General features: G+C 68.1%; 25 protein-coding genes. 10 read left to right on the top strand and 15 right to left on the bottom strand.

Going from position 1 to position 24528, the window contains the following annotated elements:
- Window positions 1-2 precede the first annotated feature (2 nt).
- Both EJP69_RS07200 and EJP69_RS07195 read right to left on the bottom strand, forming a co-directional pair.
- On the bottom strand, window positions 3-1226 hold the full coding sequence (locus tag EJP69_RS07200; RefSeq protein WP_126469178.1) for an MFS transporter: 1224 nt from the start codon (window positions 1224-1226) through the stop codon (window positions 3-5).
- 11 nt (window positions 1227-1237) lie between these two features.
- Window positions 1238-2101 (bottom strand): alpha/beta fold hydrolase, encoded by an 864-nt coding sequence (locus tag EJP69_RS07195; protein ID WP_126469177.1) that lies wholly within the window; start codon window positions 2099-2101, stop codon window positions 1238-1240.
- 318 nt (window positions 2102-2419) lie between these two features.
- Here EJP69_RS07195 and EJP69_RS07190 point away from each other — a divergent pair, with 318 nt between their 5' ends.
- From EJP69_RS07190 to EJP69_RS07150, 9 genes are all read left to right on the top strand, one after another.
- Complete coding sequence (locus EJP69_RS07190; protein WP_206169299.1) at window positions 2420-3664, top strand: ABC transporter substrate-binding protein; 1245 nt, start codon at window positions 2420-2422, stop codon at window positions 3662-3664.
- Window positions 3664-4548 carry a carbohydrate ABC transporter permease gene (locus EJP69_RS07185; protein WP_126469176.1) on the top strand — a complete coding sequence of 295 codons (885 nt, stop codon included), beginning with the start codon at window positions 3664-3666 and terminating at the stop codon, window positions 4546-4548. The genes EJP69_RS07190 and EJP69_RS07185 overlap by 1 nt, the downstream gene beginning before the upstream one ends.
- A complete protein-coding gene (locus tag EJP69_RS07180; RefSeq protein WP_126469175.1) occupies window positions 4545-5387 on the top strand; it encodes a carbohydrate ABC transporter permease in 843 nt (280 codons plus the stop codon). The genes EJP69_RS07185 and EJP69_RS07180 overlap by 4 nt, the downstream gene beginning before the upstream one ends.
- Before the next feature lie 35 nt (window positions 5388-5422).
- Window positions 5423-6535 carry an ABC transporter ATP-binding protein gene (locus tag EJP69_RS07175; RefSeq protein ID WP_126469174.1) on the top strand — a complete coding sequence of 371 codons (1113 nt, stop codon included), beginning with the start codon at window positions 5423-5425 and terminating at the stop codon, window positions 6533-6535.
- Between the two features lie 37 nt (window positions 6536-6572).
- Window positions 6573-7622 (top strand): NAD(P)-dependent alcohol dehydrogenase, encoded by a 1050-nt coding sequence (locus tag EJP69_RS07170; protein WP_093204717.1) that lies wholly within the window; start codon window positions 6573-6575, stop codon window positions 7620-7622.
- A 115-nt stretch (window positions 7623-7737) separates the two neighbouring features.
- Complete coding sequence (locus EJP69_RS07165; RefSeq protein ID WP_126469173.1) at window positions 7738-8559, top strand: SDR family oxidoreductase; 822 nt, start codon at window positions 7738-7740, stop codon at window positions 8557-8559.
- Window positions 8556-9893, top strand: a complete 1338-nt coding sequence (locus EJP69_RS07160; RefSeq protein ID WP_126469172.1) for a flavin-containing monooxygenase — start codon at window positions 8556-8558, stop codon at window positions 9891-9893. The genes EJP69_RS07165 and EJP69_RS07160 overlap by 4 nt, the downstream gene beginning before the upstream one ends.
- A 27-nt stretch (window positions 9894-9920) precedes the next feature.
- The gene (locus tag EJP69_RS07155; RefSeq protein WP_093204723.1) at window positions 9921-10823 is read left to right on the top strand and encodes a bile acid:sodium symporter family protein; all 903 of its coding nucleotides are present in this window, start codon (window positions 9921-9923) and stop codon (window positions 10821-10823) included.
- The gene (locus EJP69_RS07150; protein WP_126469171.1) at window positions 10820-11818 is read left to right on the top strand and encodes an SDR family oxidoreductase; all 999 of its coding nucleotides are present in this window, start codon (window positions 10820-10822) and stop codon (window positions 11816-11818) included. Before EJP69_RS07155 ends, EJP69_RS07150 begins: the two co-directional genes overlap by 4 nt.
- Here EJP69_RS07150 and EJP69_RS07145 read toward each other — a convergent pair.
- The gene (locus EJP69_RS07145) at window positions 11802-12713 is read right to left on the bottom strand and encodes a LysR family transcriptional regulator (RefSeq protein WP_093300675.1); all 912 of its coding nucleotides are present in this window, start codon (window positions 12711-12713) and stop codon (window positions 11802-11804) included. The genes EJP69_RS07150 and EJP69_RS07145 overlap by 17 nt on opposite strands.
- Window positions 12714-12813: 100 nt before the next feature.
- Between EJP69_RS07145 and EJP69_RS07140 the strand changes: the two genes are divergently transcribed.
- Complete coding sequence (locus tag EJP69_RS07140; RefSeq protein WP_240652054.1) at window positions 12814-13578, top strand: sulfite exporter TauE/SafE family protein; 765 nt, start codon at window positions 12814-12816, stop codon at window positions 13576-13578.
- 13 nt (window positions 13579-13591) lie between these two features.
- Here the strand turns inward: EJP69_RS07140 and EJP69_RS07135 are convergent, their stop codons facing one another.
- From EJP69_RS07135 to ybiB, 12 genes are all read right to left on the bottom strand, one after another.
- Window positions 13592-14062 (bottom strand): NUDIX domain-containing protein, encoded by a 471-nt coding sequence (locus EJP69_RS07135; RefSeq protein WP_126469169.1) that lies wholly within the window; start codon window positions 14060-14062, stop codon window positions 13592-13594.
- A gap of 2 nt (window positions 14063-14064) precedes the next feature.
- On the bottom strand, window positions 14065-14514 hold the full coding sequence (locus tag EJP69_RS07130) for a GatB/YqeY domain-containing protein (protein ID WP_093204733.1): 450 nt from the start codon (window positions 14512-14514) through the stop codon (window positions 14065-14067).
- A 109-nt stretch (window positions 14515-14623) separates the two neighbouring features.
- On the bottom strand, window positions 14624-14836 hold the full coding sequence (gene rpsU, locus EJP69_RS07125; protein WP_007833691.1) for a 30S ribosomal protein S21: 213 nt from the start codon (window positions 14834-14836) through the stop codon (window positions 14624-14626).
- 230 nt (window positions 14837-15066) lie between these two features.
- Window positions 15067-16311: a BaiN/RdsA family NAD(P)/FAD-dependent oxidoreductase gene (locus EJP69_RS07115; RefSeq protein ID WP_126469168.1), complete on the bottom strand. Its 1245-nt coding sequence runs from the start codon at window positions 16309-16311 to the stop codon at window positions 15067-15069.
- Window positions 16308-17096 carry a YaeF family permuted papain-like enzyme gene (locus tag EJP69_RS07110; RefSeq protein ID WP_126469167.1) on the bottom strand — a complete coding sequence of 263 codons (789 nt, stop codon included), beginning with the start codon at window positions 17094-17096 and terminating at the stop codon, window positions 16308-16310. Before EJP69_RS07110 ends, EJP69_RS07115 begins: the two co-directional genes overlap by 4 nt.
- A complete protein-coding gene (locus tag EJP69_RS07105) occupies window positions 17096-18220 on the bottom strand; it encodes a sterol desaturase family protein (RefSeq protein ID WP_093204740.1) in 1125 nt (374 codons plus the stop codon). The genes EJP69_RS07110 and EJP69_RS07105 overlap by 1 nt, the downstream gene beginning before the upstream one ends.
- Before the next feature lie 62 nt (window positions 18221-18282).
- On the bottom strand, window positions 18283-19173 hold the full coding sequence (locus tag EJP69_RS07100) for an ABC transporter permease (RefSeq protein ID WP_126469166.1): 891 nt from the start codon (window positions 19171-19173) through the stop codon (window positions 18283-18285).
- Window position 19174: 1 nt separating this feature from the next.
- Entirely contained in the window at window positions 19175-20092 is a 918-nt protein-coding gene (locus EJP69_RS07095) for an ABC transporter permease (protein ID WP_126469165.1), read from the bottom strand.
- A 152-nt stretch (window positions 20093-20244) separates the two neighbouring features.
- Window positions 20245-21513 (bottom strand): ABC transporter substrate-binding protein, encoded by a 1269-nt coding sequence (locus EJP69_RS07085; RefSeq protein ID WP_093204748.1) that lies wholly within the window; start codon window positions 21511-21513, stop codon window positions 20245-20247.
- Between the two features lie 70 nt (window positions 21514-21583).
- Window positions 21584-22705 (bottom strand): ABC transporter ATP-binding protein, encoded by a 1122-nt coding sequence (locus EJP69_RS07080; RefSeq protein ID WP_126469164.1) that lies wholly within the window; start codon window positions 22703-22705, stop codon window positions 21584-21586.
- Window positions 22706-22799: 94 nt separating this feature from the next.
- Window positions 22800-23609, bottom strand: a complete 810-nt coding sequence (cobA, locus tag EJP69_RS07075; protein WP_093204754.1) for a uroporphyrinogen-III C-methyltransferase — start codon at window positions 23607-23609, stop codon at window positions 22800-22802.
- On the bottom strand, window positions 23606-24517 hold the full coding sequence (gene ybiB, locus EJP69_RS07070) for a DNA-binding protein YbiB (RefSeq protein ID WP_093204757.1): 912 nt from the start codon (window positions 24515-24517) through the stop codon (window positions 23606-23608). Before ybiB ends, cobA begins: the two co-directional genes overlap by 4 nt.
- Window positions 24518-24528: the final 11 nt, after the last annotated feature.

Genomic DNA, 24528 nt, shown 5'->3' with positions numbered 1-24528 from the left:
CTTCAGGAGGCCGTGTCCTGCGGCGTCAGGTGCCGCGTGAGCGCCCAGAATGCCATCGCCACGCCGCTGACGAGGGCCCCGGCAACGCAGACGCCGTTCCAGCCCGCATGGGCGTACACCATCGTCGAGGCCATCGATCCGGTGGCGGACCCGATGGAGTAGAAGATCATGTACCCGGCCGTCAGCCGGCTCTGCGCCTCGGGGCGCACGCGGTAGATCAGGCTCTGGTTGGCCACGTGCACCGACTGCAGCCCGAAGTCGATGACGACCACGCCGGCCACCATTGCCCAGATGGACCACGGCAGCATCGCGATGAGCGGCCACGACAGCAGCATCGCGCTCAGGCCGATGAAGGTGGTGCGCTGCGCGCGACCACGATCCGCCTGACGGCCCGCCCGGGCCGCGCCCAGGGCCCCGGCCGCACCCGCGAGGCCGAAAAGGCCCACCTGCGTGTGCGACAGAGAGAAGGGCGGTGCGGTCAGCGGCAGCACCATCGGCGTCAGCATCATGGTGATGGCCATGAAGATCAGCATCGCGAGCACGGCGCGGATGCGCAGCACCGGCTCCTGCGCGAAGAGCGCGAACACCGAGCGGATCAGCTGCACGTACGAGATGCCCGGCGCGGGCCGCGCGCGGCTCGGCAGCACCATCCACAGCAGGCCGGAGACCAGCAGCGTGGCCGCCGCCGACGCAAGGTACACCGAACGCCAGCCGAAGAGATCCGACAGCGTACCCGAGACCGCCCGCGCCAGCAGGATGCCGAGGATGATGCCGCTGGTGACCGTGCCCACCACGCGACCGCGTTCGCCCGGCGCGGCCATGCTCGCGGCATAGGCGACCAGCACCTGCGTCACCACCGCCAGCACGCCCACGGCGGCCATCGCCGGGAGCAGCACCGACGCGCTCGGTGCCAGCGCCACCGCCAGCAGGGCGACCGCCGACAGCAGCGATTGCCCGACGATCAGCCGTCGCCGGTCGACGAGGTCGCCCAGCGGAACCACCATCAGCAGCCCCAGCCCGTAGCCGATCTGCGTGATGGTGATGACGACGCCGACCGTGGCGGGCCGGATGCCGAAGGTGTGCGACAGCGTGTCCAGCAGCGGCTGGGCGTAGTAGACGTTGGCCACCGCGAGTCCGCAGGCGACGGCGAACAGCAGCGCCAGCGCGCCCGATATCGACGGCTCGGGGCACGGCCGTGCCCCCGCCGCATCGGCGTTCAGTTCCATGACCGGGTTCCTCATGCGTTCAGCGCGTCGTGGAAATGCTCGATGTGGGTGGCGATCACCTCGCCCAGCTCCTCGAGCGCGAAATGGCCGGTGTCGAGCAGCTTGAAGTCGACCCGTCGCAGGTCGCGCTGGTAGGGATAGGCGCCCGAGGGCGGAAAGATCACGTCGTTGGCGCCCCAGACGATCAGCGTCGGCGGCTGGTGCTGCCTGAAGTAGGCCTGCCAGGCGGGGTAGAGCGATAGGTTGCTGCCGTAGTCGTGCAGCAGCGCCGCCATCGCGTCCTTGTTGCCGGGGCGCGCCAGCAGGGCGCGCTGCAGCAGCCAGCTGTCGGGGTCGATGCGCTCCAGCTCCTTCACGCCGTGGGTGTAGTTCCACGCCAGGGCTTCGTCGGACATGGCGGCCTCGCGGATGCGCGCGTAGTTGGCGGGCGACGGGTCGCGCCACAGCTCGCGGGCCAGTCCCCAGAAGCTGTCGGGCAGGCCTTCCTCGTAGGCGTTGGCGTTCTGCACCACGAGGAAATCGACCTTCTCCGGGCGGCGGCTGGCCAGCCTGAAACCCACCGGGCCGCCGAAGTCCTGCATGTAGAGGCCGTAGCGCTCGAGGCCGAGCTGGTCGGTGAGCTTGCCGACGATGTCGGCGAGGCTGTCGAAGGTGTAGCTGAACTCCGCGACCGAGGGCGCATCGCTGTGCCCGAAGCCGGGGTAGTCCGGCGCGATGACGTGGAAGCGATGGGCCAGCCGCTCGATCAGCCCGCGGTACATGAAGGACGAGGCCGGAAAGCCGTGCAGCAGGAGCAGGGCGGGCAGGGCCGGGTCGCCTGCCTCGCGATGGAAGATCTTCAGACCGTCGACGGTGGTGGTGCGGTAGTGAGTCATGGCGGTTGCGGCATCGGCCGCTGTGGTTTCAAAAAAATACCAGATGGATTCTATCAATCTGGTTTTATGTTGCAACCGATGTGGCGATTGAAGCGAACCGGCGCGGCACCTATGCGCGCCTGACCCCGGCAAAACCCCAAGCAGGGTGGTCATGAAAATACCAGTGCCCCGGCTCGCGTGTACGCGGCGCCGCGCCGCCGCTGCCTACGCTTCGTCCCACCTGTTTCCGCCGCGATTCCCCGGCAATCCACGACAGGCTCAAAGGAGACAAAAGCGATGGCTGTTCAAGAAAACCGGTACCGGATGACGGGTTGCGCGATGGTGCTGGCGGCGCTGGCCGCATGGGGCGGCGCGGCCCAGGCGCAGCAGGTCTGCAAGGAGGACCTGCGCGTCCTGTCCCAGCCCCGCGACGGGCTGACCCTGCTCGAAAAGTACAAGGACGAGTTCAAGGCCCTCGCCGGTGCCTCGTTCAACATCGACAACCTCAACGAGAACGATCGCCGCACCAAGACCCGCGCGGACGCTTCCACTGTGGGCAAGTACCACGTGTACTACGTCGACGAGGCCAACGTGCCGCTGTTCGCCCAGTCGAAGTGGATCGTGCCGCTGGCCAAGTACTACCCCGCCGACTACGATTACGCCGACTTCGACCCCGGCCGCCAGAAGGTCGCCACCTTCGACGGCCAGCTCTGGTTCGCTCCGCTCACAGGCGGCGGCGACCTGCTGGTCTACCGCAAGGACCTGCTCGAGAAGGCCGGCATCAAGCCGCCGACCACGCTCGACGAGTTCGTCGCCGCGGCGAAGAAGCTCAATGACCCGGCCAACGGCGTCTACGGCGTCGCGCTGCGCGGCCAGCGCGGCTCCGGTGCCAACGTGTGGCGCTGGATGCCCTTCTTCCGCGGTTACGGCGGCCAGTGGTTCGAGGGCGACAAGCCCGTGTTCGATTCCGCCGCCGCGGTGAAGGCCACGCAGACCTACCTCGAGCTGTTCAAGTACTCGGCGCCCGGCACCAAGACCGGCGGCTGGGACGAATCCACCGGCGCCTTCCTCGCCGGCAAGGTGGCGATGCTGGTCGAGTCGACCCCACTGGCCGGCAACGCGCTCGACCCGAAGATGTCGACCGTGATCGGCAAGGTCGCCTACCTGCCGCCGCCCACGCCGCTGACCGGCGGCGGCTACGGCCACGGCCTGGCCATCGGCGCCAAGGCCAACAAGACCGAGGAGGCGAAGAAGTGCGCGGGCCTGTTCGTCGCCTGGGCAACCTCCAAGAAGCAGGAGCAGCGCCGCCTCGCGGAAGGTCAGTTCGGCGAGCTCAACCGCACCAGCGTGCTGTCGAGTCCCGAGTTCGCCAAGCGCTATGGCGCCGACCTCGGCAAGGCGCTGGCCGACACCGGCAAGGTCACGGCCGTGAACTTCTGGCAGGACCCGGCCTGGCCCGATCTCGGCGACCGCTGGGGGATCATCCTCGAAGAGCTGATCACCGGATCGCGCACCGACATCAAGGCCGGCCTCGACGAACTCGACGGCTACGCGAAGCAACTGGTCGCGCGGCGCAAGAAGTAATGACGCTCAGGGAGAAAAAAAGGAAGACGACGAGGCTGCCTCTCGTCTTCATCGGGCCCGGGCTGCTGGTGCTGGCGGTGCTGGCACTGGTGCCCACCCTTTTCGCGATCGGCATCTCGCTGCAGGACCGCGAGCTCGGGCAGGCCGACACGGCCTGGGTCTGGCTGTCGAACTACATCCAGCTCTTTTCCGACCGGCGCTTCCTCAACTCGGTGCGCGTGTCGCTGGTGTGGGAGGTGCTGACGGTCAGCGCCACCATGGGCCTGGCGGTGCTGCTGGGCGTGCTGATGTTCCAGTGCACCACCGCGCGCTGGCGCAATGTGTTGTCGATGCTGTTCATCGTGCCGGTTCTGCTGCCGCGCGTGTCGGCGGCCTTCGTGTGGAAGTTCGCCTTCCACCCGCTGTTCGGCCTGCTGACCTGGCCGTACAAGGCCATCACCGGCGAGCCGCTCGACCTGCTGGCCAGCCCGGTCACCGCGCTGCTCACGGTTGCCTTCGTCGACGTGTGGCAGTGGGGCCTCTTCTTCGCCGTCATCGTGCTCAAGCTGCTCGAGACGCTGCCGCCCCAGCCCTTCGAGGCCGCGCGCATGGACCATGCGAAGACCTGGGAGGTCTACGCCTACGTGGCGCTGCCGATGCTGAAGGCGCCGCTGGTCAGCCTGTGCTTCGTGAAGATGGTGGAGTCGCTGCGCGCTTTCGACCTCATCTACGTGATGACGCGCGGCGGCCCCGGCATCTCGACGGAGACGCTGGACATGTACGCCTTCTCGCAGGGCTTCATCGAGTCGGGCCGCATCTCGTATGCCTCGGGCATGGCGGTGCTGATGATGGTCGCCTCGACCGTGGCCTTCACCTACATCTGGAAATGGACGCGGCCGAAATGAGCGCTGCTGCAAAGAAGAAGTTCTCCGTCGGCACGTTGCTCGCGCGGCTAGTGCTGATCCTGGCCGGCCTCTCGGCGCTGGTGCCGGTGCTGTGGACCTTTCTCAACTCGTTCAAGAACCGGGTCGACATCGTCTCGGCGGTGCCCAAGTTCTTCTTCACGCCCACGCTGGAGAACTACGTCTACGTGCTCAGTCGCGAGGCGGTGGCGCAAGGGCTGCTGAATTCCGTCGTGGTGGTGGGCTCGGCGGTGATCGCCGGCGCGGTGCTTGGGCTGCCCGCGGCCTATGCGCTCGCGCGCTATCCGCTGCGCTGGGCCAACGACATCCAGTTCTTCGTGCTCTCGATGCGCTTCCTGCCGCCTGTGGCGGTGGCCATCCCGCTGATGGTGATCTGGTTGCAGCTGGAGCTGTACGACACGCGCATCGCGCTCGTCGTCACCTACACGCTGCTCACGCTCTCCACCGTGATCTGGCTCGCCATTCCCGCCTTCAAGGCCGTACCCAAGGAGGTGGAGGAGGCCGGCCGCGTCGACGGCTACGGCCCCTACGCGATCTTCTTCAAGGTGGCGCTGCCGATCGCCGCGCGCTCGCTGATCGGTGCCATCGCCTTCGGCTTCGTGCTGGTGTGGAACGAGTTCCTCATCGCGCTGATGCTCACCACCTCGGACGCCAAGACGCTGCCCATCGTGGCATCGGAGCTGAGCCAGCTCGGGCGCGACGTGCCCTGGGGCATCTTGAACGCGTCCGTCATCCTGCTTTCGCTGCCGCCGCTGCTCATGGTCGGCGTGCTCAGCGGCTTCCTCAATGCGGCGTTCAAGCGCAGGCGCGACGCGGCATGAGCCCCGAGCCGATCCCTCTTTCCCGGAACAACGAAATGTCCGCAATCAGCTGTCACAAGATCATCAAGCGCTACGGCGACACGCAGGTCGTCCATCAGTTCGACCTCGACGTGTCCGACAACGAGTTCGTCGTGTTCCTCGGCCCCTCGGGCTGCGGCAAGTCGACCATCCTGCGCATGCTCGCGGGCCTGGAAGACATCTCCGACGGCGACCTCATGATCGGCGGCCAGCGCGTGAACGACCTGCCGCCGCAGGAGCGCGGCATCGCCATGGTGTTCCAGAACTACGCGCTCTATCCGCACATGAGCGTGCGCGACAACATCGCCTTCGGCCTCAAGCGGCTGAAGGTGCCCAAGGCGGAGATCGACGCGCGCATCAAGGAAGTGTCGGACACGCTCGGGCTGGAGCGTTACCTGCAGCGCAAGCCCACCGAGCTGTCGGGCGGGCAGCAGCAGCGCGTGGCGATCGCGCGGGCGATGATCAAGACGCCCAAGGTGTTCCTCTTCGATGAGCCGCTGTCGAACCTCGACGCCAAGCTGCGCAATCACATGCGCATCGAGATCGCCCGGCTGCACCAGGCGCTGAAGACCACCACGGTCTACGTGACCCACGACCAGCACGAGGCGATGACGCTGGCCGACCGCATCGTGCTGCTGCGCGACGGGCGCATCGAGCAGGTCGGCTCGCCGCGCGAGATCTTCGAGCGGCCGCGCTCGGCATTCGTGGCCGGCTTCATCGGCACGCCGCCGATGAACCTGGTGGAGATGGAAGTGCGCGAGGCCGCGCAGGCAGGGTCGACAGTCGAACTCTTCGGCCGTGAAGGCACTGTCCGGGTCGACGCGCGCCGGTTCGCGCTCGAAGGCCGCAGGCGCGTCACGCTCGGCGTGCGGCCCGCGCACCTGCGGGCGGATGCCCATGGCGGGCAGCACGGCGGCTTCCAGGGCGAGGTGCAGCTCATCGAATACCTCGGCAACGAGGTGCTGGTGAGCTTCGGCCAGGGCGACGGCGAGATCGCCGCGCTCATGCCCTCCGCGCAGTGCCCGGGGCTGCGCGAGCGCGTGCGCTTCGTGGCCGACCCCGCGCAGGTGCACCTCTTCGACATCGATTCAGGCGCCTCGCTGCTGCGCACCGAAACCTCATTGCATTGACCACATACCGACAACACTCCTTCAAGGACTCAAGAACATGAAAGCACTGGTTCTGGAAAAAGCGCACGAGCTCAGGCTGCGCGAGCTCGACATTCCGCTTCACGTGGGGCCGCGCGACGTGAAGATCCGCATGCACACCGTGGGCGTGTGCGGCAGCGACGTTCACTACTACCAGCACGGCGGCATCGGCCCCTACGTGGTGGAAGAACCCATGGTGCTGGGCCACGAGGCCTCGGGCATCGTGGCCGAGGTGGGCTCGGAGGTCACGCACCTCAAGCCGGGCGACCGCGTTTGCATGGAGCCCGGCATCCCGCGCATGGATTCGCGCGCCACGCTCGAGGGCATCTACAACCTCGACCCTGCCGTGCGCTTCTGGGCCACGCCGCCCATCCATGGCTGCCTCACGCCCTTCGTGGTGCACCCGGCGGCATTCACCTTCCGCCTGCCCGACAACGTGAGCTTCGGCGAAGGCGCCATCGTCGAGCCGCTGGCCATCGGCCTGCAGGCAGCGAAGAAGGCCGCGCTGAAGCCGGGCGACGTGGCGGTGGTCATCGGCGCCGGCACCATCGGCGCAATGACGGCGCTGGCCGCGCTCGCTGGCGGTGCCGCGCGCGTGATCCTCGCGGACCTCGTGCCCGAGAAGCTGGCGCTGTTCGCCGGAAACCCGGCCGTCACCACTGTCGACGTGCGCGCCGGCAAGCTCGCCGACACGGTGAAGGCGCTGACCGACGGCTGGGGCGCCAACGTCGTGTTCGAGGCCAGCGGAAGCGCGCGCGCCTTCGACGGCATCTTCGACCTGCTGTGCCCCGGCGGCTGCCTGGTGATGGTGGGCATACCCGCCGACAAGGTGGCCTTCGACATCGTGGCCATCCAGGCGAAGGAGGTGCGCATCGAGTCGGTGTTCCGCTACGCCAACATCTTCCCGCGCGCGCTGGCGCTGATCGCGTCGGGGCAGGTCGACGTGAAGCCCTTCATCTCGCGCACCTTCGCCTTCGAGGACGGCATCAAGGCCTTCGAGGAAGCGGCGGCCGGCCGCGCGACGGACGTGAAGATCCAGATCGAGTTTCCAGAGCCTGCGGCCGCCTGAGGGCTTCGGCAAGCCTTCGACGCAGGGGCTCCGGGCAAGGGGAAATGCCGGGGGGCGCGGCGCGCGTGCGCGGATAAAGTGGCCGGGCTTTTTGCCACCCGGAGCCCTCGCGCCAATGCCCTTGCCGTTTCGCAACGTCGTCCTCACCGGTGCCTGTGGCGGGCTGGGACAGGCGCTGGCGCGCGAGCTGATCGGCAACGGGGCGAGCGTGGCGCTGGTGGGGCTCGACGCCGGCAGGCTCGCTGAACTGGCCGCGCTCGCGCCCGAGCGCTGTGCGGCCTACACCCCCGACGTGTCGCAGGGCGCCGCCATGCAGGCCATGGCCGCCGACTGGATGGCGCGCGCCGGCGTGCCCGACCTTGTGATCGCCAATGCCGGCGTCGCGGGCGGCTACGACACCGCCCAGGCCGACGACCTGGCCGTATTCCGCCGCATGCTCGAGATCAACCTGCTGGGCGCGGCCACCACCTTCCAGCCTTTCGTGGGCGCGATGCGCGCGCAACAGCGCGGCGCGCTGGTCGGCATGGCCAGCATCGCCGGCTGGCGCGGCATGCCGGGCAACGGCGCCTACTGCGCCAGCAAGGCCGGGCTGATCCGCTACCTGGAAAGCCTGCGCGCCGAGCTGCGCGAAACGGGGCTCACGGTGCACACGGTCAGCCCCGGCTACATCCGCACCGCGCTCACTGCCGGTAACCGCTTCGCGATGCCGGGGCTGCTCGAAGCCGATGAGGCCGCGCACCGGCTGCTGGCGGCCGTGACGGCGGGGCGGGAGAAGATCGTGCTGCCGCGCCGCATCGGCTGGCTCTCGAAGGCGCTCGACCTGCTGCCGGAGAAGCTTCACGACCGCCTGCTGCGAGGCCAGCCGCGCAAGCCCCGTGTCGGCGAAGCGGGCGCGACAGCCATTCCCGGTCTTTCGAAGGAGCCTCCGCCCCGATGACGTCCAACGCCGCCGCAGTACCGACTCACGAACAGATCGCGCTGATCGGCGCGGGCCCCTCCGGCCTTGCCGGTGCGCGCAACCTGCAGAAGCACGGCGTGCCGTTCCAGGGCTTCGAGGCGCATGGCGATGTGGGCGGGCTGTGGGACATCTCCAATCCGCGCTCCACCGTCTATCACTCGGCGCACCTGATCTCGAGCAAGCGCACCACCGAGTTCACCGAGTTCCCGATGGCCGACACGGTGGCCGACTACCCCAGCCACCGCGAGCTGCGCCGCTACTTCAGCGACTTCGCCGACCGCTTCGGGCTGCGCGAGCACTTCCGCTTCAACACGCGCGTGCTGCGCGTCGAGCCGGCGAGCGACGCGCCCGATACGCGCTGGCTCGTCACCACCGAGGACGGCGAGGGCACGGTCGAGACGGCCGAATACAGGGGCGTGGTCATCGCCAACGGCACGCTCGCCGAGCCCAAGCGGCCGAGCTTCGACGGCAACTTCGATGGCGAGCTTCTGCACACCAGCGACTACAAGCACCCGGAGCTCTTCAAGGACAAGCGCGTGCTGATCGTCGGCGCGGGCAACTCGGGCTGCGACATCGCCGTGGATGCCGTGCACTACGCCAGGAGCGTCGACATCTCGGTGCGGCGGGGCTACTACTTCGTGCCCAAGTACGTGTTCGGCAAGCCGGCCGACACGCTGGGCGGCAAGCGGCCGCTGCCGCCGTGGCTCAAGCAGCGCATCGACTCGACGGTGCTCAAGTGGTTCACCGGCGACCCGGTGCGCTTCGGCTTTCCGAAGCCCGACTACCGGATGTACGAGTCGCACCCCATCGTGAACTCGCTGGTGCTGCACCACGTGGGCCACGGCGACATCGGCGTGCGCGCCGACATCGCGCGGCTCGACGGGCGCACGGTGCACTTCAGGGACGGCAGCGCGCGCGACTACGACCTGATCCTCGCTGCCACCGGCTATGCGCTGCACTACCCGTTCATCGACCGCGAGCTGCTGAACTGGCAAGGCATGGCGCCGCGGCTGTACCTCAACATCTTCTCGCCGCGCTTCGAGAACATCGCGGTGCTCGGGATGATCGAGGCCAGCGGCATCGGATGGCAGGGCCGCTACGAGCAGGCCGAGCTGGTGGCGCGCTACTTTCGCGCGCAGGCGGGCGGTTCGCCCAGGGCTGGCGCGCTGCGCGCCGCGGCGCAGGGGCCGGCGCCCGACCTGTCGGGCGGCTTCAAGTACCTGCAGCTGGAACGCATGGCGTACTACGTGCACAAGGACACCTACCGCGCGGCCGTGCGCAACGCGGCCGCGGCGCTGGCCGACCCTGCCTGAAGACCAAGAAAGAAGGAGGCCCCGCGCATGCTGCCTGTCGACGAGATACGCCTGCACTTCAACCCGGCCTCGCTGGTGCTGCTCAACGTGGTGCTGGGCTTTTTGATGTTCGGCATCGCGCTGGACACGCGCATCGAGGACTTCAAGCGCGTGGCGCGCATGCCCGGCGCCATGGCAGTGGGCATCGGCGCGCAGTTCATCGTGCTGCCGGCCGTGACCTACGTGCTCACGCTGATCCTCAAGCCGGGCCCGAGCATTGCGCTGGGCATGATCCTGGTGGCCTGCTGCCCGCCGGGGAACATCTCGCAGATCCTCACGCACCGCGCGCGCGGCAACGTGGCGCTGTCGGTGTCGATGACGGCGATCTCGAACGCGCTTTCCATCGTCGTGATGCCGCTGAACTTCGCGTTCTGGGGCGGCCTGCATCCCACGGCCTCGGCGCTGCTGAAGACCATCGCGCTCGATCCGCTGGACATGCTGGGCCATATCGTGGCGATCATCGGCGTTCCCTTCGTGCTCGGCGTGGCCTGCGCGCACAGGTTCCCGGCGCTCACGGCGCGCATCAAGAAGCCGGTGGGCGTGCTGAGCTTCGTCGCGCTGATCGTGTTCATCCTCGGCGCCATCGCGGGCAACTGGCGCTTCTTCCTCGACTACGTGGGGCTGGTGCTGATGGCGGTGGTGATCCACGACGCGCTGGCCTTCGGCACCGGCTACCTTTGCGCGCGGCTCTCGGGGCTTGGCGACTACGACCGGCGCGCGGTGTCCATCGAGGTGGGCATCCGCAACGCGGGGCTCGGGCTGGTGCTGATCTTCAGCTTCTTCGGCGGGCTCGGCGGCATGGCCGTGGTGGCCGGCGTATGGGGCTTCTGGGACATCATCGCCGGCCTTGCGCTGGCAAGCTGGTGGGGCCGCAAGCCCGCGAAGCCATGAGCGGCGAAGGACTCGTCGCGCGCCGCGTGCTGGTGACCGGGGCCGACGGCTTCCTGGGGCGCGGCCTGCTCGCTGCGCTGGCGGAGCAGGGCACGCTGGAAGCGCTGGTCGCGGTCGACGTGCGCGAGGTGCCGCCGGACCGACGCCTGATGGGCGTGGCCTACCAGCAGCTGGACGTGCGCGACTCGCGCATCGCCGAGGCCATTGCCGACCATGCCATCGACACCGTGGTGCATCTCGCATCCATCGTCACGCCGGGCAGGGACTCCAACCGTGCCTTCGAGCATTCGGTGGACGTGGGCGGCACGCGCAACGTGCTCGAAGCCTGCGTGGCGAAGGGCGTGCGGCACATCGTGGTGTCGTCCAGCGGCGCGGCCTACGGCTACCACGCGGACAACCCGGCGTGGATCACCGAGTCGCAGCCGCTGCGCGGCAACGTGGTGTTCGCCTATGCAGACCACAAGCGGCAGGTGGAGGAGATGCTGGCCGGCTATCGCGAACGACATCCGGCGCTGGCGCAGACGGTGCTGCGCATCGGCACCATCCTCGGCGAGCGGGTGGACAACCAGATCACGGCGCTGTTCGAGAAGAAGCGGCTCATCGCGATCCGCGGCAGCGCGAGTCCGTTCGTGTTCGTGTGGGACGAGGACGTGACAGGCGCCATCGCCCATGCGCTCGGTGGTGCGCCGCCCGGCTGCTACAACCTCGCGGGCGACGGCGCGCTGACCATCCACGAGATCGCCTCGCGGCTGGGCAAGCACGCAGTCGACTGGCCGGCCGGCGTGCTGAAGACGGCGCTGGCGGTGGGCTCGGCGCTGGGCGTGAGCCGCTACGGGCCGGAGCAGCTGGACTTTCTGCGCTACCGGCCGGTGCTGCTCAACACCGCGCTGAAGGAGCGTTTCGGCTATGTGCCGAGCAAGACCAGCAGCGAGGCCTTCGATGCCTTCGTGGCGGCGCGGGCACGGCTGGGCCGGCCTGTCACTGCTTCTTCCTGACTTCCTCGGGCGGCGGCGCGACCAGGTAATCGAGCATGCGCCGGGCGTTGAGCGGCAGGTCTTCCGACGAGCGCACGCAGGCCATCAGCGTTCGCTCGGCCCAGGCGTCGGCGAGCGAGGCGCGCGCGATCTTCATCGAACGGGCACAGCGTTCGGCCGCGGTCTGCGGGACGATGCCGACGCCGATGCCGTACTCGACCATGCGGCACACAGCCTCGAAGTTGCGCACGCGCACGCGGTAGGCCAGGTGCTTGCCCAGGGCGCGCACGTGCTGGGTGATCAGCAGCTGCAGCGCGCTGTCGGCGGGCAGGCCTACGAATTCGCTGTCGACCACTTCGGCCAGCCGCAGGCGGCGGCGCCCGGCCAGTGCGTGGCCGCGCGGCATGACGAGCACGAGGTCGTCGCGCCGGAAGGGATGGCATTCGAGGCCCTCGCTGTCGATGGCGTCGGAGACGATGCCGATGTCGCACAGGCCTGCTCGCAGCGCTTCCACCGTGTCGGGGCTGGGGCGCTCTTCCAGGTCGACCGAGATGCGCGGATGCTCGGCGAGAAAGCGGCTCAGCACCTCGGGCAGGTGCTCGGTCAGTGCCGAGGTGCCGCACATGAAGCGCACATGGCCCTTGAGGCCCTGGCCGTACTCCCCGAGTTCGCCGCGCAGCCGCTCCATCTGCTGCAGCACGACGCGCGCATGGTGCAGCAGCGTGCGGCCGGCCTCGGTGGGGCGCACTCCCTGCGCGTGGCGGGTGAGCAGGGGGCTGCCGAGGGCGTCTTCCATGCCGCGCACGCGCTGGCTGGCGGAGGCCAGCGTCATGTGCGAGCGGCCGGCACCGGCGGTGAGGCTGCCGGCCTCGACGACGTGGATGAAGAGCCGCAGGTCTGTGAGATCGAAGCGCATGGTGGGCGGAGTGTGCACCAGGAGCCTCAGTCCCAGCCTGAGGCCGGCTGCGCGAATGCCGCATTTCAGGGCGCGGGCTTCATCGGCAGACTCGGCCGCGATGACAGCCATGCAACCCACCGACACGATGATCTTCTGGGCCGCCGCCACGGCCGTGTACCTGCTGGCCGGGGTGATCAAGGGCGTGGTCGGCCTCGGGCTGCCGACGGTGTCGATGGGGCTGCTCGCGCTGTGGATGTCGCCGGCGCAGGCCGCGGCGCTGCTGATCGTGCCTTCGCTGGTCACCAACATCTGGCAGACCGGGCCTCGCGCGACCTTCATGCCGGTGCTGAAGCGCATCGGCGGCATGCAGGTGGGCGTGGTGGCCGGCACGCTGGGTGGCGCGCTCTGGCTGGGCGTGCCGGCAGGGGCGTGGGCGACGGTGGCGCTGGGCGTGGCGCTGATCGTCTATGCGGTCTGGGGGCTTACCGGGCGGCAGTTGCATGTGACCGACGCGCAGGCGCGCTGGGTGGGGCCGCTGGTGGGCATCGTGACCGGACTGGTCACGGCGGTGACGGGGGTGTTCGCGGTGCCGGCTGTGCCGTACCTGCAGGCGCTGGGCTTCCAGCGCGATTCGCTGATCCAGGCGATGGGGATTTCGTTCACCACCTCGACGGTGGTGCTGGCCATCGGGCTGGCCGGGAACGGGGGCTATCCGATGTCGGTGATCGGAGGCTCGGTCGCGATGCTCGCGCCGGCCATCGGCGGGATGGTGCTCGGGACCTGGCTGCGCAAGAGGCTGTCGGTGGCGGTGTTCAGGCGCTGCTTCCTGATCGGGCTGGCGCTGCTGGGCCTGTACATGGCCATGCGCGCGGCCGGGGCGTGACGATGGTGGCGTCTCAGGCCGCGAGCAGCAGGGCCGAACGCACGCGCTCGATGGTCTGGCGGTAGGGCAGGGCGAAGTCGTCGAGCGGGTCGCCGGCTTCGAGCCAGCTGAACAGGAACACCAGGCCTTCTTCCTCGGGACTGCCCGTGGCCGTGTGCGTGAAGCTCTCGGGCAGGGCGCCCTCGGCGCGCATCAGGAAGATGTGCCACAGCTGCGGGTGGCGGTGCGTGTTGCCTTCGACGCCGGCCTCGCATTCGCGGTCCAGCGTGCCCAGCGACTGCAGCTCTCCGGCGTAGTCGATGCCCGATTCCTCGAGCAGTTCGCGGCGCACCGCCACGTCGGGCGATTCGCCGGGCTCGATGGTGCCCTTGGGGAGCTGCATGCCGCCATCCTCGGGATGGCGGAACACCAGCAGCCGGCCCCGGGCGTCGACCAGGCAGGCACAGGCCTTGGGGATGGCGACGCTGGGGCTGCCGGCGTTCATTCTCAGGCGCCCGTCAGAGCGGCTTTGACCGCCGCGCTGACCTGGCCCATGTCGGCCTTGCCGGCCAAGCGGGTCTTGACCACGCCCATCACCTTGCCCATGTCGCCGGGGCCGCTGGCGCCCAGCTCGGCCACGATGGCCTTCACTGCGGCCGCCGTTTCATCGGCGCTCATGCGCTGGGGCAGGTAGACCTCCAGCACCTTGATCTCGGCGGCTTCCTTGTCGGCGAGGTCGGTGCGGCCGCCGGTGGTGAAGGCGGCGATGGAATCCTTGCGCTGCTTGACCATCTTGTCGACGATGGCGACGACCATGGCGTCGTCGAGCTCCACGCGCTCGTCGACTTCCTTCTGCTTCATTGCGGCCAGCAGCAGGCGGATGGTGGCAAGGCGCTCGGATTCCTTGGCGCGCATCGCCGTCTTCATGTCTTCGTTGATCTGTGCTTTGAGAGTCATTCGGCAACCTTTCGGAAAAAACAAAAGCCGCGGCAGGTTTCCCTGGCGCGGCTGAGGCAACGGAGCGGCGGTGCTGACTTTCGTCTGGGCCTGCCGCCCGGGGCGTTGCTTAGTACAGCTTCTTGGGCAGCTGCATGCTGCGCACGCGCTTGTAGTGGCGCTTGACCGCGGCTGCCTTCTTGCGCTTGCGTTCGGCGGTCGGCTTTTCGTAGAACTCACGGGCACGCAGGTCGGTCAGCAGGCCGAGCTTTTCGATGGTGCGCTTGAAACGGCGCAGTGCGACGTCGAAGGGCTCGTTTTCTTTAACGCGGATGGTGGTCATTGATGAATCGTTGAAATGAATTTGGCCTGGAGAGATCGAGGCCCCAAGCCGGGGTTCCTCAACTGAAATCTTTTGCGGCCGTTGAGGTAAGGCCAAGAGTTAGCCCAAGAGTATAGCACGCCCCCAGGCTGCGCGCACTTCGTGTCGCTTCGCCAACCCCCTCGCCGGGGGCGACACCTGAAGCCCGGCAAAGCCGGTTCTTCGGTGTCCCTGGAAGGTGAGCCGGGGAATCAGAGCGCCTGTGCGCACGTATGTGCGCTTGCCCAGGCCCACTGGAAGTTGTATCCGCCCAGCCAGCCGGTCACGTCGACCACTTCGCCGATGAAATACAGGCCCGGCTGCTTCGACTCCATGGTCTGGGACGACAGGTCGCGGGTGTCGACGCCGCCGGCCGTTACCTCGGCCTTCTTGTAGCCCTCGGTGCCGCTGGGAACGATCTGCCAGCGGGCGATGCGCTCCGACAGTGCTGCCAGCGCCTTGTCGGCCGCTTCGTTCACCGGCCGCTGCAGGGCCGGGTCCTGCCCGACCCAGGCGTCCGCCAGCCGGGAGGGCACCAGGGCGGCCAGCTCGTTGGCGATTCGTTTTTTCGACCGCAGCTTGGCCTCGCCCAATGCCTCGGCCACGTTCACGCCGGGGGCGAAATCCAGGGTCAGCGGGGCGCCGGGCTTCCAGTAGCTCGAAATCTGCAGCACCGCCGGGCCCGACAGGCCCCGGTGGGTGAAGAGCAGGTCTTCGAGGAACGCCATCTTTTCCTTCTTGGCGCCGGTCTCGATGCGCACCGGCAGCGCCAGCCCGGCCAGTTCGGCATAGGGCGCCCACGCGTCGCCGCCGAAGGTCAGCGGCACCAGCGCGGGGCGGGGCGCGACCATCCGCAGGCCGAACTGCTCGGCGATGCGGTAGCCGAAGTCACTGGCACCGATCTGCGGGATCGACAGACCGCCGGTGGCGACCACGATCTTGGCCGTCTCGATCGGCCCCCGGCTGCTCTCGATTCGATAGCTGCCAGAGCCCGTGCCGTCTGCGCTGGAGGCGGAAAAGGCGATGCTCCCGATCCTGCACGGCTGCCACCGCTCGACCCCGCCCGCCGCGCACTCGGCCAGCAGCATGTCGACGATCTGCTGCGAGGAGCCGTCGCAGAAAAGCTGCCCCTTGTGCTTCTCGTGAAATGCGATCCCGTGCTTCTGCACCAGCTCGATGAACTGTTGCGGCGCATAGCGCGACAGCGCCGAGCGGCAGAAATTCGGGTTGTCGCCGATGAAGTGCCGCTGCGGCGCGCGCACGTCCAGGTCGCGGTTCGTGAAGTTGGCGCGTCCGCCGCCCGAGATGCGGATCTTCTCGCCCACCTTCTCGCTGTGGTCCACCAGCAGCACCTTCAGCCCGCGCTGGCCCGCCACGCCGGCGCAGAAGAGTCCGGCGGCCCCGGCGCCGATCACGACGACGTCGAAGCGCGACGAAGAAGAGCCAGCCGCGCTCAAGGGCCGTCGGCCGCCAGGATCGGCGGCGGGTTGTATTTCAGGTGCCCGACATAGCGCAGCGGCTGCGTGGCGGCGATGGAGGGCACGTCGCCCTCGCGCATGTGGAGCAGGTCGGCCGGGCTCACCCAGCGCGGGTCGGCATTGGTGATCGGCAGGCCTGCCTGCCTGTAGGCCTCCAGCACGAACTGCGAGCAGAAGAACTGGTCGTCGCGGCTCGCGCCCAGCTGCACCATGGCCATGCCGCTCATGCAGTAGTGGCTGACGGCGGTGGGCAGCAGCGGCAGCTCGCACAGGCGGCGGTTCAGCACGAAGGGCGCGTTCAGCAGCACGCCCACGGTGTTGTAGCTGGTGCCGACCTGCGACATCGCCCACTCGCGCATGCGGGCGGCGCCGGCGTCGTCCACGCCCGGCACGCGGAATGCCACGACCATCTGCTCTTCGTCGACCACTTCGGCGAGCGGCCGCGCGCGCACGCCGGTGCCGACGGCTTCGGCGATCTGGCCGTCGCCCAGGTACAGCACCGCGTGGCTCACCGGCGAGAAGGTGCCCAGCCGGATGCCGAAGGAGTTCACCGTGGCGATCGAGGTCAGCAGGATGTCGCCCGGCGCCAGCGCGTCGGCGGCGATGAGCTCGCCGCCGTTGCCCGGTGCGATCACCGAACTCTGCACGCGCAGGCGCAGGCCGTTGTCCTTGGTCGGCAGGTCGAGGCGGGCGGCGCAGGCGGAAAGCAGCAGGGCGGCGCCCGCGGCGACGATGGCCGCGGCGGCCCGGAAAGGAATTCGCATCAGCCCTTCCAGACGAACGGGAACTTCAGCTGCTTGAAGAAGCCGTTGGGTACGTAGTCGCCCAGCACGCCGTACTTCTCGGGCCAGAGCTTGGTGCTCTTCACGGCCGTGCCGAAGATGTAGTCGAGGAAGGCGTAGTGCGCCGCGTAGTTCTTGTCCAGCGCTTCCTGGTCCTGGCTGTGGTGCCAGTGGTGGAAGTTGGGCGTCACGATCAGGTAGCGCAGCGGGCCGAGCCGCACGCTCACGTTGCAGTGGTTGAACACCGCCTGGAAGCCCACCACCACGATGTAGGCGTCGATCACGTCCTTGCTGAAGCCCAGCACGTAGATGGGGGCCAGCACCAGCGTGCGCGTGATCAGCAGCTCCAGGATGTGCTGGCGCGAGCCCGCCATCCAGTCCATGCTCTTCACGCTGTGGTGCACCGCGTGCAGGCGCCACAGCACGGGCACCTCGTGGTAGGCGCGGTGCGTCCAGTACTGCACCAGGTCGGCCACCAGAATGATGAGCAGCAGCCCCGCCCAGAACGGCAGGTTGCCCACCCAGCCGCGGATGCCGTCGTTGGCCGCCCAGCCGAAGAGCTTGTGCACCATCAGGTTGGTCGCCAGCAGCACGAAGCCCACGATCATGTGGTTCACCACGAAGTGGTGGAAGTCGGTCTGCCACTCCTCGCGGAACACCGGCTGGTCCTTGCGCAGCGCGAACAGCTTCTCGATGAAGATGAAGATCAGCGAGGAGCCCAGCAGGTCGAGGATGAACCAGTCGAGCCCGATGTACGGCGTGTTGTCCGCGAAGTCGTGCACCGGCACCTTGTGCCCGCCCAGCAGCGCCGAGGCCGCCACCAGCAGGAACGCGGCCGAAGACAGCCAGCGCGAGCGGTTGAAGATGATGTTGACCAGGGAAAGCCCGCCCGAGATGACCAGCGCCGTGAGCAGGATGACGCGCATCACGTCGACGTTGTAGCTCTTGCGCAGCTCGGGCGTCGTGAGGTACTGCGGGAAGTGGAAGGCCAGCACGCCCAGAAAGCACAGGATGGCAAGGCTCAGCGCGATGGTCCCGGTGACCAGCCCCTTGCCGCGGCGCAGTTCGCCGTGGCTTTCCGTGAATTCGTTGAGTTTCTCGAGCATTTCCGCCTCTCTCGCTTGTGTTTTTGTCGGGGCGCGATTTTAGAGGGGCTGCCGGAAAACGCTCACTTTCTGCGGATGGAGCGCCGCCGCAGCAGCGCGGCAGCGCCCAGCGCCACGCCCATGACCAGCAGCGACACCACGGTGGTCACGGTACCAAGTGCATAGATCGAAGGCGTGGTTACCGTCGAGGTCAGCCCCTGCAGCTCGAGCGGCAGCGTGTTCACGTCACCGATGGCCTGCGAGGTGCGGGCGATCTCGTCCCACGACAGCGTGAAGCCGAACATGCCGATGCCCACGATCGAGGGCCCGATCAGCGGCAGCACCACGAAGCGGAATGTCTGCCAGGGCGTGGCGCCCAGGTCGCGCGCGGCCTCCTCGTAGGCGGGATTGAAGCGGTTGAACACCGCGAACATGATGAGCAGGCCGAAGGGCAGCGTCCACGTCAGGTGCGCGCCCAGCGCGGAGCTGAAGAGGCCGAGCGCGGTGCCGTAGCCTTCGAGCAGCGCGGCGGCGTCCATCGCCGTCAGCACGCTCTTGATGCCGGTGTCGATCAGCCGGAACTGCAGGCCGATGCCCAGCGAGATGATGATCGACGGCATGATGAGGCTGGCGACCGTCACGAAGAACAGGGCGTTGCTGCCCGCGAGCTTCTTGCGGAACGCGAGCCCGGCGAGCACCGACAGCACCACGGTGAACGCCATCACCACCGCGCCCAGCGCCAGCGAGCGCCTGAAGGCCGCGCCGATGTCGACCGTGCCGAGGCCCTCGGCCAGCTTGTGGAACCAGTGCAGCGACAGCCCGCGCAGCGGAAAGGTCAGCCCGCCCTCGGGCCCCTGGAAACTCAGCACGAAGATCGTGATCATCGGGCCGTACAGGAACAGCACGAAGAGCCCGAACACGATGGCCAGCGGCCAGAATCCGGGCGCGCGCTGCGCGCCGATGGGTGTCTGCATCTCAGAGCTCCTTGCGGATGTCGACCATCCGGGTCAGCCCCCAGATGATCATCAGCACCACGGCCAGCAGGATCATGGCATTGGCCGCCGCCAGCGGGAACTGCAGGTACGAGGTCTGCACCTGGATGATCTTGCCGATGGAGGCGATCTGCTGCCCGCCCATCACGCCGATGGTGACGAAGTCGCCCATCACGATGGTGATGACGAAGATGGAGCCGATGAGGATGCCGGTGCGCGACAGCGGCACCACCACGTTCCACAGCGTCTGCCAGCCCGAGGCGCCGGCGTCGCTGGCCGCCTCGAGCAGCGAGCGGTCGATGCGCATCATGCTGTTGAAGATCGGCACGATCATGAACATCGTGTACAGGTGCACGAAGGCCAGCACCACCGAGAAGTCGGAGAACAGCAGCCACTCCAGCGGCTGATCGACCAGGCCGATGCCCATCAGCGCCTGGTTGACCAGCCCGTTGCGTCCCAGCAGCGGCACCCACGAGATCATGCGGATCACGTTGGAGGTCCAGAAGGGCACCGTGCACAGCACGAACAGCACCGTCTGCATGGTCGAGGAGCGCACGTGGAAGGCCAGGAAGTACGCGACCGAAAAGCCGATCACCAGCGTGATGCCCCACACCAGCAGGCAGAACTTGAAGGTGCTCAGGTAGGTGTTCAGCGTCACGCAGAGGTCGCCGTTGTCGGTGAGCCTCGAGCAGCCTTCGAACAGGCTGAGGTAGTTGCGCAGCGTGACGGCAGGTATCAGCTCGTACTCGTTGAAATTCCACAGGCTGACCATCGCGACCAGCGCCAGCGGAATCAGGAAGAACAGCAGGAACACCAGCGCGAACGGCGCCGCCTGCCACCACGCCTTCACGGCATGAACCGGGGCAGCGGCGGCATGGCTGGACACGACGGGTGTACTCATGGATGAAAGCGAAAGACTGTGTCCAAGGGCGAGCGAAGCGATGCCTGTTCGTGGGACACCGCGGAACCGGCTTTGCCGGGCCGCAGGTGTCGCCCCCGGTCAGGGGGAGGGAGAAGCGACACGCAGTGCGCGAAGCCTGTGGGCGAGCCTTCTTACGCAGCCACGAACTCGTTCCATTTCCTCACCATGTACTCGTTCTCGTCCATCACCGCGTTCCAGCACGCGATGCCGCCCATGCGCTGTTCGTAGCTGCCGCCGTCGCGTACCGAGCCGGCCTTGGCGATCACGTCGCCCTGCGGGCTCTTGATGTCCTGGGAGGCGGGCTTGCCTTCCATCCAGTAGGCCCACTCGTAGGCTTCCATCTTGGTCTTGGCGGTGTCGAGCACGGCGCTGTAGTAGCCCTGGCGGTTGAGGTAGGCGCCGGCCCAGCCGTCGAGGAACCAGTTGATGAACTCGTAGGCGCCGTCGAGCTTCTTGCCCGAGAGCGTGGCCGGCAGACCGAAGCCCGAGGCCCAGGCGCGATAGCCTTCCTTGAGCGGCTGGAAGGTGCAGTCGATGCCCTTGCTTCGCACGGCCGTGACCGCGGGCGACCACATCGACTGGATCACCACCTCGCCCGAGGACATCAGGTTCACCGATTCGTTGAAGTCCTTCCACAGCGCGCGGAACTGGCCCGCCTTCTTGGCCTCGATCAGCGCCTTGATGGTCAGGTCGATTTCGGCCTTGGTCATGTTGCCCTTGTCGGCGTACTTGTGCAGGCCCTTGGCCTCCACCACCATCGCGGCGTCCATGATGCCGATCGAGGGAATGTTCAGGATCGCGGCCTTGCCCTTGAACTCGGGGTTCAGCAGCTCGGCCCACGAGCCGATGGGACGCTTGATGAGGTCGGGGCGGATGCCCAGCGTGTCGGCGTTGTAGGTGGTCGGGATCAGCGACATGTACTGCGTGGCCGCCTTGGCGAAAACCTTGCTCTTCTCGCCTTCGAGGTAGATCACCTTGACGGGTGCCGTGCCCTGGCTGCCGACTTTCTTGCCTGCCACTTCGCCCTTGGTGAAAAGCGACGTGATCTTGTCGGCGTTCTTCACGCGCTTGGTGTCGATGCCCTTCAGGTTGCCGGTTGGCACGATCTTCTTGAGCGAGAAGAACTCGGTGTCGATCAGGTCGAAGCTGTTGGGCGCGGTGACGGCGCGCTTGGTCACGTCGTCGGTGGTCACGGCCACGTACTGGATCTCGATGCCGGTGTCGGCCTTGAACTTCTCGGCAATCGCCTTGTCCTGGTTCACCGCGGTGCCGAGGTAGCGCAGCACGATCTTTTCCTGTGCGTGCACGAAGGGCGCGATGCCCGTGGCCAGAATGCCGGCGGTGCCTTGCAGCAGCGTGCGGCGCTTGACGCCGTTGAACGAGTCGATGGGTTCGGTCATTGCTGAGTCTCCAGAGAAAAAGGTGGAAAGAAACGAACGTGAGAAAACAAGAAACTGGTTGCCGATGCGCTCACAAGGTCATGGCGAGCGCGGCGGTGTCGTCGCGCTGGGCGGCCCCGGTACCGCTGGGCGCCGACGCCCGCTCGCCCGGCGGCTTGACGCCGGGGCCGAGCACGCGCGCGTCGGCTTCGGCCCACGAGAGGCGCACCGCTTCGCCGTGTGCATAGGGGCGAGCGAGGAAAGCGGCTTCGCCCAGCAGCACCGACACGCTCTGGCGCCCGGCGGCGGCGCCGTCGAGCGCGAGGCCGAGCAGCACGTAGGTGCCCTGGTATTCGACGTCGGTGACGGTTGCGGCGAGGGCCGCGCTGCCAGCGTTGTTTTCCGAAGCCGCGGCGATCCGCATGCGATCGTTGCGCACCGCGATCGGGCCGCCCGGCGTGTCGAACACGTTGTGGCCGCCCATGAAGCGCGCCACGAATTCGCTCGCCGGGTGGTTGTAGACCGCATGCGGCGAGCCGACCTGCTCGATCACGCCGTGATTCATGACCACCATCGTGTCTGCCAGCGCCATCGCTTCCTCCTGCGAATGCGTGACGTGGATGAAGGTCAGGCCCAGCTCCTTCTGCCAACGGCGCAGCTCGGCGCGCATCTGGATGCGCAGGAAGGGGTCCAGCGCCGAGAGAGGCTCGTCCAGCAGCAGCACCCGGGGTTCGGTGATGAGCGCGCGCGCCAGCGCCACGCGCTGCTGCTGGCCGCCGGAGAGTTCGCTGGGCTTGCGTTCGGCCAGGTGGCCCATCGCGACGCGGGCGAGCAGCTCGTTGGCGCGCCGGTGGCGCTCGGCCTTGCCGACGCCTTTCATCTTGAGGCTGAAGGCCACGTTGTCGGTGGCCGAAAGGTGGGGAAAGAGCGCGAAGCTCTGGAACATCATCGCCGTGCCGCGCGCGGCGGCGGGCAGGTTGGTGATGTTGCGGTTGTCCAGCAGGATGTCGCCGCTGCTGACCGACTCATGCCCCGCGATCATCCGCAGGGTGGTGCTCTTGCCGCAGCCCGAGGGCCCGAGCAGGCAGCAGTAGCTGCCGCTGGCGATGCGCAGGTCGATCCGGTCGACGGCGGCCGCGGTGTCCGGCGCGTAGCGCTTGGTGAGGGCGACGATTTCTACCGCGGCGGGTTCAGGCGTGGCGACGACATTCATTGCCGTCGGCGCAGCACGATCCATGCCACGCCGGGGGCGTGGCATGAACGGCGGTTGGGGGCGCGGTGCCGGCGCCGCCCCGGTCAGGAGCCCGTCAGGTGCCGAACTTTTCCGCGCCCACCGGCAGCGCCGCCGCGGCCAGCCCGCGCAGCACGTCGCCCACCACGATCACCGCCGGACTCGCGAGGCCCGCTTCGGCGATGCCGTCCTGCAGCTTGCCGAGCGTGGTCGCGATGTGCTTCTGGTGCGGCAGGCTCGCATGCTGGATGACCGCCACCGGCGTGTCGGCCGGCAGGCCGTGCAGCAGTTCGCGCTCGATGTGCGATACGCCCGACACGCCCATGTAGATCACCAGCGTGAGCCGCGCGTTGTACGCGGTCGCGGCCAGCGCGCGCCAGTCGGTCGGGTCTTCGGCGGCACCGGCGCCGGTCTTGGCGTGGCCGGTGACGAAGACCACGCCCTGCGCGTGGTCGCGGTGCGTGAGCGGAACGCCCAGTGCGGTCACGGCAGCGAGGCCGGCGGTGATGCCGTTGACCACCGCGCATTCGATGCCGGCTTCGCGCAGGTGCTCCACCTCCTCGCCGCCGCGGCCGAAGATGAACGGGTCGCCGCCTTTCAGGCGCACCACCGTCTCGCCTTCGCGCACGGCGGTGATCATCAGCCGCTCGATGAAGGCCTGCGGCGTGCTCTTGCAGCCGCCGCGCTTGCCCACGTGCACGATGCGCGCGCCGGGGCGGGCGTAGGCCTGCACGATCTGGTCGTTCACGAGGTCGTCGACCAGCAGCACCGTCGCGGCCTGGATCGCCTTCACGGCCTTGATGGTCAGCAGTTCCGGGTCGCCGGGGCCTGCGCCCACCAGCGTGCAGCGGCCGGCGATGAGGGAGGTGGGGTTGTCGTTGTTCATGCGTGGGATGCCAATGCCAGTTGCGTGATGTGCCTGACCTGCGTCGCGATGGCCTCCGGCACGGGAAGCTCGCCGGCCAGCACGCGGCGCGTGTAGTCGGCGGTGGTTGCAACGTCGATTTCCTTGGGCAGCCCCGGCACCTCCGAGGCGGTGCCGGCCTGCTGCGACTGCAGCTCGGTGCGCACGCCGCGCACGAAGCCGTCGATCTGCGCGGTGCGGCGCGGGTCCGACACCACTTCGCCCTCGAGGCCGCGCGAGAGCAGGGCGGTCATGCCCGTGAGCTCGAAGGTCTCGCCCATGACGCGGGCGTATTCGGGGTGCGTGTAGCTCGCCACCACCACGCAGGGGCCGGCGGTGGGCTGCATCAGCTTCACCACGCTGTGGCCGGGGTTGCGCAGGCCGACCACGCGGCGCACGTCGAGCAGGCGCTTGAGCGCGGGGTTCAGGAGTTCGGTGGGCGCGAAGGCCACCTCGCCGCTGGCGACGGGGCGGATGGCTGTCATCGGCGCATGGCCCAGGGCCGTCAGCACGTTCGACGCCAGCACGCGCGAGGTTTCGCTCGCGCTGCCGTGCACCAGCACCGGCAGGCCCTCGCGCGCCAGCAGCAGCGCCAGCAGCGGCGTGAGCACAGGCAGCTTGCGCGCGCCGTTGTAGCTCGGCAGCACGACCAGCGCGCGCTCGCCGGCGGGAATGAGGTTCAGCCGCGCATGGGTGGCATCGAGGAAGCCGGCCATCTCCTCGGGCGTCTCGCCCTTGATGCGCATGGCCAGGCAGAAGCCGCCGATCTCGAGGTCGGTCACGGTGCCGTCCAGCACCTGGCCGAACAGATCGGTGGCCTGTTCGCGCGTGAGCGGCTTGGCGCCTCGCGCGCCGCGGCCGATTTCCTTGATGTATTGGCTGATTCCCATGGGTAGGCGGA

It is taken from the genome of Variovorax gossypii (genome assembly GCF_003965815.1).
Classification (GTDB): Bacteria; Pseudomonadota; Gammaproteobacteria; order Burkholderiales; family Burkholderiaceae_C; genus Variovorax; species Variovorax gossypii.
This window is presented reverse-complemented; position numbering and strand designations above follow the sequence as displayed.

What these genes read in the sequence shown, in the direction of transcription:
- EJP69_RS07200 (WP_126469178.1), bottom strand. Translation starts at nt 1,226, where the DNA reads ATGGAACTGAACGCCGATGCGGCGGGGGCACGGCCGTGCCCCGAGCCG.
- EJP69_RS07195 (WP_126469177.1), bottom strand. Translation starts at nt 2,101, where the DNA reads ATGACTCACTACCGCACCACCACCGTCGACGGTCTGAAGATCTTCCAT.
- EJP69_RS07190 (WP_206169299.1), top strand. Translation starts at nt 2,420, where the DNA reads ATGGTGCTGGCGGCGCTGGCCGCATGGGGCGGCGCGGCCCAGGCGCAG.
- EJP69_RS07185 (WP_126469176.1), top strand. Translation starts at nt 3,664, where the DNA reads ATGACGCTCAGGGAGAAAAAAAGGAAGACGACGAGGCTGCCTCTCGTC.
- EJP69_RS07180 (WP_126469175.1), top strand. Translation starts at nt 4,545, where the DNA reads ATGAGCGCTGCTGCAAAGAAGAAGTTCTCCGTCGGCACGTTGCTCGCG.
- EJP69_RS07175 (WP_126469174.1), top strand. Translation starts at nt 5,423, where the DNA reads ATGTCCGCAATCAGCTGTCACAAGATCATCAAGCGCTACGGCGACACG.
- EJP69_RS07170 (WP_093204717.1), top strand. Translation starts at nt 6,573, where the DNA reads ATGAAAGCACTGGTTCTGGAAAAAGCGCACGAGCTCAGGCTGCGCGAG.
- EJP69_RS07165 (WP_126469173.1), top strand. Translation starts at nt 7,738, where the DNA reads ATGCCCTTGCCGTTTCGCAACGTCGTCCTCACCGGTGCCTGTGGCGGG.
- EJP69_RS07160 (WP_126469172.1), top strand. Translation starts at nt 8,556, where the DNA reads ATGACGTCCAACGCCGCCGCAGTACCGACTCACGAACAGATCGCGCTG.
- EJP69_RS07155 (WP_093204723.1), top strand. Translation starts at nt 9,921, where the DNA reads ATGCTGCCTGTCGACGAGATACGCCTGCACTTCAACCCGGCCTCGCTG.
- EJP69_RS07150 (WP_126469171.1), top strand. Translation starts at nt 10,820, where the DNA reads ATGAGCGGCGAAGGACTCGTCGCGCGCCGCGTGCTGGTGACCGGGGCC.
- EJP69_RS07145 (WP_093300675.1), bottom strand. Translation starts at nt 12,713, where the DNA reads ATGCGCTTCGATCTCACAGACCTGCGGCTCTTCATCCACGTCGTCGAG.
- EJP69_RS07140 (WP_240652054.1), top strand. Translation starts at nt 12,814, where the DNA reads ATGACAGCCATGCAACCCACCGACACGATGATCTTCTGGGCCGCCGCC.
- EJP69_RS07135 (WP_126469169.1), bottom strand. Translation starts at nt 14,062, where the DNA reads ATGAACGCCGGCAGCCCCAGCGTCGCCATCCCCAAGGCCTGTGCCTGC.
- EJP69_RS07130 (WP_093204733.1), bottom strand. Translation starts at nt 14,514, where the DNA reads ATGACTCTCAAAGCACAGATCAACGAAGACATGAAGACGGCGATGCGC.
- rpsU (WP_007833691.1), bottom strand. Translation starts at nt 14,836, where the DNA reads ATGACCACCATCCGCGTTAAAGAAAACGAGCCCTTCGACGTCGCACTG.
- EJP69_RS07110 (WP_126469167.1), bottom strand. Translation starts at nt 17,096, where the DNA reads ATGCGAATTCCTTTCCGGGCCGCCGCGGCCATCGTCGCCGCGGGCGCC.
- EJP69_RS07105 (WP_093204740.1), bottom strand. Translation starts at nt 18,220, where the DNA reads ATGCTCGAGAAACTCAACGAATTCACGGAAAGCCACGGCGAACTGCGC.
- EJP69_RS07100 (WP_126469166.1), bottom strand. Translation starts at nt 19,173, where the DNA reads ATGCAGACACCCATCGGCGCGCAGCGCGCGCCCGGATTCTGGCCGCTG.
- EJP69_RS07095 (WP_126469165.1), bottom strand. Translation starts at nt 20,092, where the DNA reads ATGAGTACACCCGTCGTGTCCAGCCATGCCGCCGCTGCCCCGGTTCAT.
- EJP69_RS07085 (WP_093204748.1), bottom strand. Translation starts at nt 21,513, where the DNA reads ATGACCGAACCCATCGACTCGTTCAACGGCGTCAAGCGCCGCACGCTG.
- EJP69_RS07080 (WP_126469164.1), bottom strand. Translation starts at nt 22,705, where the DNA reads ATGAATGTCGTCGCCACGCCTGAACCCGCCGCGGTAGAAATCGTCGCC.
- cobA (WP_093204754.1), bottom strand. Translation starts at nt 23,609, where the DNA reads ATGAACAACGACAACCCCACCTCCCTCATCGCCGGCCGCTGCACGCTG.
- ybiB (WP_093204757.1), bottom strand. Translation starts at nt 24,517, where the DNA reads ATGGGAATCAGCCAATACATCAAGGAAATCGGCCGCGGCGCGCGAGGC.